Origin of the sequence: Brevibacterium antiquum (assembly GCF_016107655.1) — a bacterium.
Lineage (GTDB): Bacteria > Actinomycetota > Actinomycetes > Actinomycetales > Brevibacteriaceae > Brevibacterium > Brevibacterium antiquum.
On the sequence record NZ_JABASX010000009.1, the window covers coordinates 1 to 12,332 of the forward strand.

The following is a 12,332-nucleotide window of genomic DNA, read 5'->3' on the forward strand; positions in this document are numbered from 1 at the left end:
GTCCATTCGCCAACATCGTCGTTGCTCTTCCCTTAATTATACATTCATTTCACCCAATTGCACCCTGAGTTTCGATTTCAGTTCGTTCATTCTTCCATTCTCGTATCAATTGCTGACCCAGAAACTGAATGCTCCCACAAAGCCCCAGGTCAGAGGGTAGAACGACAATCACCCCACGAAAGTCGGAGACCTGAAACCAGAACGTCGGAAAAAATTTCAGCCCGACAGAACGCTGATCACACAAAAATGAGTCGCGACATCGTGTGATCACGATGTCGCGACTCGACGCCGAAAGCTGGCCGCCTCAGCTCAATGCAGCCCTCTCAGATCGCGCTGAGCATCTTCCCTGGGTTGAGGATCCCCTGGGGGTCAAGAGCATTCTTCACAGCGATCTGGATCCGCCTCGAGCCCTCGTCGAGCTCGTTGTTGAGCCAATCGCGTTTGAGGAAGCCCACACCATGTTCACCGGTGATCGTGCCGCCCAACTCGAGGCCGATGCGCATGATCTCGCCGAAGATCTCCTGCGCCTTAGCAGTCTGCTCCACGTCGCTGGCATCGAAGAACACCGAGGGGTGAGTATTGCCGTCACCAGCATGGGCCACCAGGGCGATCATCAGGCCAGATGACTCCTGCAGCTCTTTCAGCCGGTCGCAGAACTCAGGCATCGCCACACGTGGCAGACACACATCGTCGAGCAGCTGGCCTCCGCCGTGAGCATTGGCGAACTTCTCGTAGGCGGGCTGGATCATCCGCCGTGCAGCGATGAGCGCCGCCGAGTCGCTCGGATCGTCGGAGTACGCGACGTCGAGGGCACCGCAGGCTTCGGCCACCTCGGCGAACTGGGCCATAACTGCTTCGGAATCCGCAGGATTCTGGTCGACCTGCATGATGAGCATCGATCCGGCATCTGAGTCGAGGCCGAAGTCGCCGAACCCGTTGAGCATCTTCAGGCTCGACGAATCGAGGAACTCCAGCAGACTCGGCACACCCCCGGCGGCCATGAAGTCCGCCACGGTCTGGAGGCCGGAGCGCTCGTCGGGGAAGGTCGCGACGGCGGTGAATGGATCGGGCAGCTTCGGGATCAGGCGCAGGGTCGCCTCGACGACGATGCCCAGCGTGCCCTCGGAGCCGACGAACAGGTGGCGCATGTCGAGCCCGGCGACACCCTTGGCTGTCTGCGGGCCTAACTTCGTGAGCGTGCCATCGGCCAGAACCACCGTGAGGCTACGAACGTAATCCCTGGTCACGCCATATTTCACGCAGCACAGGCCACCCGCATTGGTGGCGATGTTGCCGCCGATCGACGACAACGCGACCGAACCCGGATCGGGTGGGTAGGACAGGCCGAAGGGTGCGAGGTGATCCTTCAGGTCCTGGTTGATGATGCCGGGCTGGACGGTGACGAGCCGTTCGGCCTCATCGACGGACACGACGTCCTTCATGCGCGAGACGTTGAGCAGGATCGCCCCTGGTGAGCCGTTCGCCCCACCTGAGATCCCCGACCGAGCACCCTGCGGGACGACGGGGACGCCGTGCTCCGTCGCGAAGCGCATGACCTCCTGCACATCGGTCGCCGAGGTGGCCCTGACCAGAGCGATCGCCCCTTCGTGGGGGCAGAACAGAGCTTCGTCGCGGGCGTGGGCTTCGATGACGTCGGGATCCGTCGTCAGCGTCCCCTCACTCAACCGTGCCGCGAGCGCATCGAGTTCGGCCGCACCGACTGCGGTCTGGTCCTGTACTGTCATGACGTCCTTCCGAACGGAACGGCCGGGGTGGTCACGACCGCCTCGGCGACTGTCTTCTGATGACGATCGGGTGTGTGTTCGCACCTACTTCGCCATCTCCGGATTCACCTTATCGGGCGCGGGAGCGGCCTTGAGGATGAGGGTGACGATTCCGGCGGCGACCATGGCGGCGCCGACGACCCACATGCCCGCGTTCTGAGTTCCGGTGAGCTCGGCGAGTCCGCCAGTGATGTAGGGCGCGAAGAATCCGGCCGAGTTGCCCAGCGAATTGATGAGCGCGAGTCCTGCGGCAGCTCCGGCGCCGGCGAGGAAGGTCTGTGGCAGGGGCCAGAAGGTCGGAAGGGCGGCGCAGATCGCCATGCAGGTGAGGGTCACGGCGATCATCGTGGTGAACGGCGAGCTCAGGTACAGGGCGATCGGGATCGTGACGCCGCCGATGAAGAGCGGGATCGCGACGTGCCAGACACGTTCGTTCGTCCTGTCCCCGTGACGGGACCAGAAGTACATGGCGAAGGCACCGAAGACATAGGGGATCGCGGTGATGAAGCCGATCTCGACGATCGAGTATTCGACGCCAAAGGTCTCCTGGAAGCCGGAGATGATGGTCGGCAGGAAGAAGCTCATCGCGTAGAGGCCGTAGACCATGCCGAAGTAGACGAAGGACAGCGCCCACACACGTGGCTGCAGAAGGGAACGGCGGACCGGGTAGTGGAAGGTCTCGGACTTACCCTTCTCCTCGGCGTCCATTGTCGACTGCAGCCAGTTCCGCTCCTCGGAAGTCAGCCATTTGGCGTCGCGTGGGTGGTCGGTGAGGTAGAAGATGCACATGATGCCGAGCAGGACCGCAGGCACGCCTTCGACGATGAACATGAAGCGCCAGCCGGCGAAGTTCGCGAAGATCGAGTTGCCGCTCGAGATCAGCCACGAGGACAATGGGGAGCCGATGACGCTGGAGAGCGGGATCGCGAGCATGAACAGCGCGGTGGCCCGGGCCCGCATCGATGATGGGAACCAGTACGTGAGGTAGAGGATGACGCCCGGGAAGAATCCCGCCTCGGCGACTCCGAGGAGGAAGCGCAGGAAGTAGAGCCATCCGTGGCTGGGCACAAACGCCATCGCCGCGGCCACGATGCCCCAACTGATGAGAATCCGGGCGAGCCAGATCCGAGCGCCGAACTTGTGCAGCGCAAGGTTCGACGGCACCTCGAGGAGGAGGTAGCCGAAGAAGAAGATGCCCGCCGCGAAACCGAACTGAGTGGCCGTCATCGCGAGGTCTTCGTTCATGCCACCAGGGCCCGCGATGCCGAGATTGGTGCGGTCGAGGTAGTTGATGAAGTACATCGCGATGATGAACGGAATCAGCCGAAGAGTGACCTTCCTCAGGGTCCGCTTCTCCATTGCTGAATCGCTCGACGGCTGCTGGCTCACAGGTGGGTTCACCTCGGATGACATGTGATCTCCCTCGATCAGGCTGAAGCCGCGGTGACGGCTCTCGGCACACTACGTCGAACACATTACGTCAGCTTTCGCTCAGGATCCTAGAGATCGGCTCCAAAGTGCCGAATATCGGGACGCAGGTGCTGACGACTGCCGGGCCTAGGATTGACCCCAAGAACCAGAGGAGGACGCACCATGCAGCCGATGACCGAGCTCGATGCCGATTCCCTGCGTGACTACTATCGGAAGTTCTCCCGATTCGAAGCGAGCGGCACCTCACCGATCTACGCCGCATGGGCCGCAGGCGTAGCGGAGGACGAGGAGATCATCGAACTGCTCCTCGAACTGCCCAAGCCCAAGCGTCAGGCCAACCTTCTCTTCGCAGCTGCCCGCCACCTCGGCGCCGGTGAGGGTGACTACCCGTCACTGCGGACGTGGCTGCTTGCGCACTGGGGCGTGACCCGGGACCTGATGCTTGCGCGCTCGACCCAGACGAACGAAGCCGGCAGGTGCGCCGTGCTGCTGCCGGCACTTGCGCGGATCGAGGGGCCGATCTCCCTCATCGAGGTCGGCGCCTCGGCGGGCCTGTGCCTATACCCCGACCGTTACAGCTACATCTACACCACAGAGTCTGGGTCGCTGGCCCTTCACCCCGAGGCCGCCCCGAGCACTGTCGAACTCACCTGCGAAATGACGAATGCAACGCCTCCCGAGCAGATCCCCGAGGTCGCGTGGCGAGCCGGAATCGATCTCAATCCCATCGACATCACCGACAGTGACCAGCAGGAATGGCTACACGCGCTGATCTGGCCTGAGCACCGACTGCGCCGGGATCGTCTGAGTGCCGCGGTCGCCCTTGTGTCCGCTGACCCGCCGAGGCTGGTGCCGGGCGATCTGCTCGAGACTGTGGAAGGCCTGGTGGCCGAGGCTCCCGCAGGTACGCAGAAGGTCGTATTCCACAGCGCAGTGCTCGCCTATGTCGAACCGGCCGAACGCGAAAGCTTCGCCGCTCTCATGCGATCGCGTGATGACGTCGTGTGGATCAGCAATGAGGGAGGCGGGGTACTGCCCGATATCGGAACTCAGCTTGACCGCGAAACCGACGGACGATTCGTACTCGCTGTCAACGGACAGGCGATTGCACTGACCGGGCCGCACGGGCAGAGCTTCGAGGGACTGGGCTGACGAACTTGCTCTTCAGGCAATCGACGAACTGGCCGTATACAGCTTGCACATTCGCAGTGAGAACACCGCGCTGACGAGCTCCGCTAAGCACAGCGGATCCTTCAGCGAGCGTCCCGTGAGTTCGTGCACACGGCGGAGTCGATAACGAACCGTGTTGGAGTGGCAGTACAGCTGTTCTGCGGCGCGCTCGGCCGACCCCTCATTGTCGAAATAGGCAACGAGCGTGTCGAGCATCATCGACCGGTCCGAGGCAGGCAGTTCCAAGACCCCGCTGAGCACCTCATAGGCCAGCCGGCGACCCTCATTCGGCTCACATGCGAGGAGCGCAGCCAAAGGACTCGAACTGAACTCGCGCACCTCTGTCTGACCTGGTCGCAATGTCGACAGAGCTGTACGTGCCAGCTGCAGAGCACGCGGCGTCTCAGCCAGCGCCCTGTATGGCGGGCTCACTCCTGCACGTACCGCAATGCTTCTCAGAACACCCAGAGCAGCTTCGTGCTGCTCGGAGTGCAGTGACACAACTCCGAGCTGCAGCGTCGGCGTCCGCTGCCACCCGGAGACAATGCCTCGGTCCGCAAGCTTCCGTTCCACGTCGGCCAGATCTCCGCCTGCCTGGTGACGTTTGTCGACGGCAACCACGATGAGATCCGCCCCCGGGGCCAGGCCGAGCAATGTGGCCATCTCCCAGGAGCTGCAATCCGGACTCGGCCGTCCTGCGAGCAGCGACTCGACCAGAGCCGAGCGTCGGCGCCCCTCTTCGGCGAGAAGCTCAGCCGATGCCGCCCGATAGGAATCAGTCAACGCCGATGCGTGCGCATCCGCGACTGACCACAGTCGAGTTGCCACAGCGAAGATGGCCTCCGGGGCTTCACAATCGCCTCCAGGCTTCGCCGCCTCGACCAGCGCGCCCCACAGAACGCCGAAGCTCAGATGGTTCGCCTGCAGGATCTCGGCCAGAGGAATCCCCTGCTGGGCTCGATGTCTGCCTGTCTCATGGGGCGCCGTCATCTGCAACGTGTCGTGACAGTGGTTCATCGCGTTGACCGCGGCCCTCAGGTTGTCCTCGATCGATCGATGAAGGTCCTTCTGAAGAAGCGGATCTGCGCGCTCGTAGAGCGGAATTCGCTCGAGAATCATGTCGTGGGCATCCCTGACAATGCGCGGCATCTGCGAATCAGCCCAATACACGAGTTGATCGGCATCCGACATCGTCAGCGCTCCCGCCGGCCGGCTCATCTCTGAAAGGTGCAACCCTGTACCCATTCCTCAACCTCGCGTCCAACCGATGTGTACCGATAGTACAAGTTTCAAGCTAGCCATGCACGCATGATCCTCGTTACCGTCATATTCGCCCAAAGGACAATTCACCTTGATTTCTCGTGGAAAAGCGCCGTTATCTGTGTACGTAATTTCCGCAACGAAGAAACCACCGTAAGGACGATCATGAAAATACCTCGCTTCACGCGGATCGATCAGTAAAAAAGCGATCAACTATGACGCAAAACCTCAGATCTCCTGTCGCTATCCAGCAATTGTTGCACATCACAACCAGGCTTGTTCTTCGTGTCAAAGTTCAATAGAACTCTCAAAATCTCTGGACACGGCCTGAGCGTTTCGGAAGTATGTCCTGTGGGTAACGCTCGTTGGTGCATATGCCGACATCTGAGGGAGCGGTCCAAACAACGAGCGGTACTTTGGAGGTAAATTCGTGTCTCACCACGTGCAATCACGTCCCCACGATGGTCGTCGAAAGAGAAAGACGGCTCTCAGGCGAATTCTGCCTGGCCTGGCTGTCGGAGTCGCGGGAACATTGTTGGCCTCGACCGCGGTATCGGCACAGGACGTCAAAGCCGATGAGCCGACGGAAGCCGGAGCCAGTGTCGCAGGCATGACTCTAGACTCGAAAGAACTTGTCGCACTGGGTAAGTCCAAGGCCGCATCCGAATCGGATCCGGGCCCGAACCGCGAAGCCTTCAACGGCGCCATCGGCGCCGACGAGGTCGTCGATTTCGGTGCAGGCTACGAGATCCCGCTCGATGATTTCCTCAGCTTCGGTGAAGCCGGCGCCATCCACAGCGAATCCACCGCTGCCGACTCCAAAAACGGTAAGTCCGTCACAGGAATCGTCGGCGCCGACGGTGGACTCACACTCGACGGCAAAGACAGCGACTTCGGCACCGCGAGCGTCGACCTCCTTTCGCTGGTCGATGCCACCGGAAAGTCTGATGTCACCGACGGACTCATCGACCAGGCAGACTTGAACTTCGGTTTCGGCGGTGCCTGGGTCGAAGCAGTTGACGGCGAGCTCCAGGATCCAGACGGTGTCGGCGGATACGGACAGTACCGCGTCGGTGACGCAAAGCTCAATCTCCACTCCCCCGCCATCGAAGATGCCGGCGACGGAGTGTCGGACGCTGCAGGTCAGATGGAAGACGAAGTGGCCGACAAGGTCAACGATGCGCTCGGACTCGGCAAAGCCCTCCCGGGAATGAAGGTCGACACGACCGTCACCTCCAACATCGAGGAAGACGTTCTCGATGCGATCCTGCGTGAACCGATCAAGACCGATGACGGACTCGCCACGATCGACCTTGGAAAAGGCTCGGTGGAGGTCGACCTCGCCCGCCTCGGCGGCAACGACGACGGAGTGACCGATCGTCCGGTCGGAATCAACAATCAGGACCCGAACTCCGAGCTGATCGACGATGAGACATACCCGCTCATCGCCAGCAGCATTCACGACGCCATTGAGAAAGTCATCGACGTCGCAGTGGACACAGCGATCGAATCGCTGCGCAGCGCGAAAGTGAACGTTGATATCACTGCCCTCGATGGAACCACCGCCGGATGGGACATGGACCTCACCGGAAAGGTCAGCAACTACGACTGCAAACCGTCGGGCGCAACGGGATCGGTGTCCTGCACGACGATCGACACCGTGATGAACTCGATGAAGACCGTAACCGGCCCGATCTATGACAAACTCTCGGACCCATCAGGCCTGCTGTACAAGGCGTTCACCACGATCAAGACCGACATGATGACGGTCCCGATTCGCGCGGCAGTTGATCCATTCCTCGAGCTGCTGGCTGATAACCTCGTTTCGCTGCAGATCAACCACCAGGAGACAACTGAGTGCAAGACCGCCGACGGTGAAAAGGTCGTCAGCGGCGTGGACGTCTCCGCGCTGAGCCTCGGCGTTGCCGGTGGCAAGTCACGGATGGGCTTCGGCAACGCTGGAGTCCGCACCGATCCTTGTGGCGAGTCAGCAGACGCCGTCAAGCCGGGACCGGTCGAGCCGCACAGCGACAGGTCGATGTTCGACCCACGCAATCTGTTCCCTGGCCTGTGAGACTCCCGACAGCTGCTGATCGCGATGCCAGCCATCGCAGTCGACAAAGATGCAGCACACGCGTTCACGAACACAGCGAATGCGGCGAACACAGCGAATGCATGACGCTCATTCCGCGATGAGCACCCGGGTGGTGGCGACACATTTCATGTGCCGCCACCACTCCCATTTGTCCATCAGATTCCGCCGGGAAAGACGAGCTGAACAACCTTGAGTAGACATGCCTACACGAACAGACGTCTGTTGCAGATCCTGGCAGGAGGACTCTGTCTCATCCTCTTCGTCTCGGCGTGCACTCGAGGTGACACCTCACCCAAAGATGCGAAGACTGCGGATTCCTCTGCAGTCGCCTCCAGCAGCTGCAAGGAGCCCGCGAAGAAGATCTCGCAGACCCTATCCAGCGGAGCGACCTGGACGATGTGCTGGGGTGTCCATCCCGATTTCGGCCTCAGTCTTTCCGAAGTCTTCATCGCACCTCCCGGAAAGGACCCGATCAGAATCATCGATTCTGCCTCCATCGCTCAACTGGAGGTCCCGTACGACACCGGAAAGCGCAATACATCGGATATCACTGCAGCCGGCTTCGGCGGCCGCAAGATGAAGACGCTGAAGGCCGATGCCTGTGCGGGAGACCTGAACTCGATGGAGATCCCGAAGATCGGCGACGGCAAGTACGGAGACAGCGAGACACGCAATGTCCTGTGCACCGAGGTCATCGACGACGGACTCGCCTATCATTCGAGCGATCTCGTGGCACCAGCCTCCGACCGAAAGAACGCTCTGCGACTGTCGACGATTTCGCGGGTGGGCTGGTATGAGTACGTCTCTCAGTACACATTCGGCTCGGATGGATCCATCGACGTGCAGCTCGGGGCAACCGGCGACCTCTCGCCTGCCGACTACACGGACAAGAACCACGGCTGGGACGTCGGAGACGATGAACATGCGGCTAGTCATTCGCATAACGCGGTCTGGAAGGTCCGTTGGGGACTCGGAGGCGAAGGCGGAATGAAGGCGCAGCAGTTCGACGCCACGCCGACGGGCGAATCCGGACCGGAATCACCGATCATGACCGGAAAGCTCAAGGATATCGAGCACCCGGCTCTCGCACGATGGAAGGACCGCCGTTGGTGGCGAGTCCTCAAACCGGATGTGCTCAACGACGACGGCCATCCCATCTCCTACGAGATCGATACCGGAAAGTCGGACTCATTCGAGTTCGTCGATGACGTCGAACATGCCCACTCACACGAGGAAGAGCCCGGGTACGACGTCGGCTTCACGAACTTCAACGAATGCGAACAGTATGCGACGAACAATCGGGGCGATTGCGGCCGTGGGGTCCCTGAGTTCGTCGATGACGGCAAGGGTCAGAAGCTCGACGACGTCGTGTCGTGGGTCGCTGTCGGATTCCATCATGTCCCCCGTGATGAAGAGCAGTCGCCCATGGAGATGCACTGGCAGGGATTCAAACTGCTCCCTCGTGATCTCACCGCGCAACGATTCGACATTCCCGAAGGGCATGAAGAAGTGAATGGTGTTCCCGACTCCGAATGGAATCAGGAACCGACGAATTGATTAGCTACTGTTTAGTAGAAAATGGAAAATGCCCCTGAGGGGACTGCTGATTTGCCTGGCAAACTCGTCTTGAGGAGCGAGATTAGCATTGCGGGTAAATAGCGTTACAAGGTAGGCTGATTTTGCTGACTTAGCATATTAGCTACTTGGCAATCGCATGAAAGTACCTCAGAGCGGAAATGCGATAACTCCTGAGCGCACGCAGCTTCCCGTGCGCTCGGGAGTCCTAATATCTATTAACTACATCAGATTTACATTGATAATGTTACATGGCGATCGTTCTGGCCGAACCGCACAACCTGAGCTATGAAAGACCCTGACCGCCGAGGCGGGCCCGTATTCTGGCACTGGCATCATTGAGTCCCACAATCTCTACGTGCTTTCCATAGTGCTCGTACGTGTCGGTCACAGAGTCCAATGCAGCGATCGTCGAAGCATCCCAGAGATGGGACTGATGCATGTCGATGACGACGTGCTCAGGGTCTTCGGCGTAGTCGAACATCGTGTACAGGTCGTTGGAGGATGCAAAGAACAGTTCACCGTTGACGGCGTAGCGGGCACTCGGACGTCCGTCAGATTCCACGATCTCACGGTGGACGCTGACGAAGTGCGCCACTCGATTGGCGAAGGCGACCATGGCCACGAGCACGCCGAGAATCACTCCGATCGCCAGATTGTTCGTCCAGACAGTCGCAATGACGGTGACCAGCATGACGGTGGTCTCTGACTTCGGCATCCGCTTGAGAGTGCTGGGGCGGATGGAGTGCCAGTCGAAGGTCGCCCAGGAAACGAAGATCATGACCGCGACCAGTGCGGCCATGGGGATCAGCGCAACGATGTCGCCGAGGACGACGACGAGGATGAGCAGGAAGACACCGGCGCAGAACGTCGAGATCCGTGTCCGAGCCCCCGAAGCACGCACGTTGATCATGGTCTGACCGATCATCGCGCAGCCGCCCATGCCGCCGAAGAACCCGGTGACGATGTTGGCCACGCCCTGCGCCCAGGACTCTCGAGTCTTGTTCGAACGGGTATCGGTGACATCGTCGACGAGTTTGGCCGTCATCAGTGATTCGAGCAGCCCGACCAGGGCCATCGCCACCGCGTAGGGGGCGATGACCTTCAACGTCTCAAGTGTCAGCGGCACCTGCGGAACAAGGAGAGTCGGCAGCGACTCAGGCAGCTGACCCTTGTCACCCACATTGGGAACATCCCAGGCGAAGAGCACGACGAGAAGGGTCAGGACGACGATGGCGACCAGGGGCGCCGGCACGATGGACGTGAACTTCGGGAGGACGAAGACGATGATGAGGCCGAGCAGGCACAGTGGGTAGACCAGCCACGGGACGTCGAAGAGTTCGGGCACCTGGGCCATGAAGATGAGAATGGCCAGGGCGTTGACGAATCCGACCATGACTTGTCGCGGGATGAATCGCATGAGGCGGGCGACCCCGACCAGTGCCAGTATCACCTGGATCAGACCTGCCAGGATGACTGTGGCGATGAAGTAGTCCGTGCCGTGCGAGGCCACCAAGGGTGCGATGACGAGCGCCACTGCACCGGTCGCCGCAGAGATCATTGCCGGTCGTCCGCCGAGGATCGCCACAGTCACAGCCATCGTGAATGATGCGAAGAGTCCGAATCGCGGGTCAACACCGGCGATGACGGAGAAGGCGATCGCTTCGGGGATGAGCGCCAGACCGACGACGAGCCCGCCCAGAATCTCGGTCTTGAGCCAACCGGGCCGTTTCAGCGTCCGGAGCACACTTTGGCGCTCCTCCGGTGTCGGAGTGTGCCGTGCAGTGTCTGGGGGCAGGGTGGTGGACACAGTGGGGCTCCTACAGGCAGGAAGAAAACGGGATACGAGTTGGTACCGGGAGTCGTCACGAACCTTCACAGCACGTCAGAGTTCCCGACCAACATTAACCTTGCGTTAAGGTTGGTGCAAACCAGTTCCTGCGGCCGGCACAGGCCAGGAGTGAGACCGGAGCGAGGCTGGCACTAGTCCGGAGCGAGGCTGGCACAGGTCTGGAGCGAGACCGGAGGCGACGAAAGGGTGCACGGCATGCACATCGGCGAGATGACGGAGAAATCAGGACTGTCCTCACGGACTCTGCGGCATTACGAAGACATCGGGCTCATTCCTGCCACGGGCAGGACCGAGGGTGGTTTCCGCGTCTACACCGACGAGGACTTCCGTCGCCTGATGACGATCCGGCGGATGAAGGCCCTCAGCTATTCCACTGCCGAGATGGGTGAGCTGCTGGCCCACCTGGACATCCTGGAGGGCGACTCTCCCGAGGAGGAACGAGCCGAGGCTCGGCGCAGACTGCTGGCACTGCTCGACGATGCCGATGCCAGACGTGAGAAACTCGCCCGCCAGGTCGAACGCGCCGACGAGTTCCTCGGCATCCTCCGTCATCGCCTCGGCTGAGGAACGCCTGCTCGCAACTGCCCCAACACGGCCGACACCGACTCACTCACATCTTCGCTGTCCACCCCAGCTTCGGTCCGATCTCGGTCGCGAGCTGGTGGAGGATGTGCTTCCAACCATCGAGTTCGAACTCGAAGGGCAGCTCGAAGAGGTAGTCATCGGACTGCCCGAACGCCGGATCGCTGAGCAGCCGATCGACGATCTCCTCGTTCGACCCCAGCACATCAGTCGCGATGATCGTGTTCTTCCCGTGGACCTTCTTCGTCCGCGGAGTCCTGGCCTCCGCATAGTCGCGATACTTCTTCACCTGGTGGGGGGGCTGGCACCGTCGGTGGGGACGATGACCAGAGCGATGCTGACTCGGCCTTCGCCGCCCGATTCTTCAGCTCCGGCATCGCCGGCCCAGGAGGCTGATTTCAGAGAACCACCGCCGTACCAGAGCCTGCCCGAGAGCCCTGGTGAGTACGGTTCGAGGCGCTCGGAATCGATGTCCCCCGAACACTTGGTACTCCGGCTTCTCGCGGACGGGTACTCTGGCGAGGAAGTCCCTCAGCCGATCGATACGTCGGTAGCTGAAATCGCTGCCACACCAGTCCTCGTC

At 60.9% G+C, this 12,332-nt stretch carries 9 protein-coding genes; 4 read left to right on the top strand and 5 right to left on the bottom strand.

Annotated features, from left to right (window positions below; genetic code table 11):
* Positions 1-323: 323 nt before the first annotated feature.
* Together JFC13_RS14915 and JFC13_RS14920 are read right to left on the bottom strand one after the other, a co-directional pair.
* Entirely contained in the window at positions 324-1,745 is a 1,422-nt protein-coding gene (locus JFC13_RS14915; RefSeq protein WP_198397868.1) for an FAD-binding oxidoreductase, read from the bottom strand.
* Between the two features lie 84 nt (positions 1,746-1,829).
* Positions 1,830-3,197, bottom strand: coding sequence for an MFS transporter (locus tag JFC13_RS14920; protein ID WP_232488661.1), 1,368 nt, complete (start codon positions 3,195-3,197; stop codon positions 1,830-1,832).
* Positions 3,198-3,377: 180 nt separating this feature from the next.
* Between JFC13_RS14920 and JFC13_RS14925 the strand changes: the two genes are divergently transcribed.
* A complete protein-coding gene (locus tag JFC13_RS14925) occupies positions 3,378-4,367 on the top strand; it encodes a DUF2332 domain-containing protein (RefSeq protein WP_232488662.1) in 990 nt (329 codons plus the stop codon).
* A gap of 12 nt (positions 4,368-4,379) precedes the next feature.
* Here JFC13_RS14925 and JFC13_RS14930 read toward each other — a convergent pair whose 3' ends face one another.
* Positions 4,380-5,603, bottom strand: coding sequence for a PucR family transcriptional regulator (locus JFC13_RS14930; RefSeq protein ID WP_198397869.1), 1,224 nt, complete (start codon positions 5,601-5,603; stop codon positions 4,380-4,382).
* A 652-nt stretch (positions 5,604-6,255) separates the two neighbouring features.
* Between JFC13_RS14930 and JFC13_RS14935 the strand changes: the two genes are divergently transcribed.
* Positions 6,256-7,719: a choice-of-anchor G family protein gene (locus JFC13_RS14935; protein ID WP_198397870.1), complete on the top strand. Its 1,464-nt coding sequence runs from the start codon at positions 6,256-6,258 to the stop codon at positions 7,717-7,719.
* A 210-nt stretch (positions 7,720-7,929) separates the two neighbouring features.
* On the top strand, positions 7,930-9,297 hold the full coding sequence (locus JFC13_RS14940) for a copper amine oxidase (RefSeq protein ID WP_198397871.1): 1,368 nt from the start codon (positions 7,930-7,932) through the stop codon (positions 9,295-9,297).
* A gap of 304 nt (positions 9,298-9,601) precedes the next feature.
* Here JFC13_RS14940 and JFC13_RS14945 read toward each other — a convergent pair whose 3' ends face one another.
* Entirely contained in the window at positions 9,602-11,125 is a 1,524-nt protein-coding gene (locus JFC13_RS14945) for a SulP family inorganic anion transporter (RefSeq protein ID WP_332839429.1), read from the bottom strand.
* Positions 11,126-11,362: 237 nt separating this feature from the next.
* Between JFC13_RS14945 and JFC13_RS14950 the strand changes: the two genes are divergently transcribed.
* Positions 11,363-11,731, top strand: coding sequence for a MerR family transcriptional regulator (locus tag JFC13_RS14950; protein ID WP_198397872.1), 369 nt, complete (start codon positions 11,363-11,365; stop codon positions 11,729-11,731).
* 46 nt (positions 11,732-11,777) lie between these two features.
* Here the strand turns inward: JFC13_RS14950 and JFC13_RS14955 are convergent, their stop codons facing one another.
* On the bottom strand, positions 11,778-12,038 hold the full coding sequence (locus JFC13_RS14955; protein ID WP_198397873.1) for a hypothetical protein: 261 nt from the start codon (positions 12,036-12,038) through the stop codon (positions 11,778-11,780).
* Positions 12,039-12,332: the final 294 nt, after the last annotated feature.

What these genes read in the sequence shown, in the direction of transcription:
- JFC13_RS14915 (WP_198397868.1), bottom strand. Translation starts at nt 1,745, where the DNA reads ATGACAGTACAGGACCAGACCGCAGTCGGTGCGGCCGAACTCGATGCG.
- JFC13_RS14920 (WP_232488661.1), bottom strand. Translation starts at nt 3,197, where the DNA reads ATGTCATCCGAGGTGAACCCACCTGTGAGCCAGCAGCCGTCGAGCGAT.
- JFC13_RS14925 (WP_232488662.1), top strand. Translation starts at nt 3,378, where the DNA reads ATGCAGCCGATGACCGAGCTCGATGCCGATTCCCTGCGTGACTACTAT.
- JFC13_RS14930 (WP_198397869.1), bottom strand. Translation starts at nt 5,603, where the DNA reads ATGAGCCGGCCGGCGGGAGCGCTGACGATGTCGGATGCCGATCAACTC.
- JFC13_RS14935 (WP_198397870.1), top strand. Translation starts at nt 6,256, where the DNA reads ATGACTCTAGACTCGAAAGAACTTGTCGCACTGGGTAAGTCCAAGGCC.
- JFC13_RS14950 (WP_198397872.1), top strand. Translation starts at nt 11,363, where the DNA reads ATGCACATCGGCGAGATGACGGAGAAATCAGGACTGTCCTCACGGACT.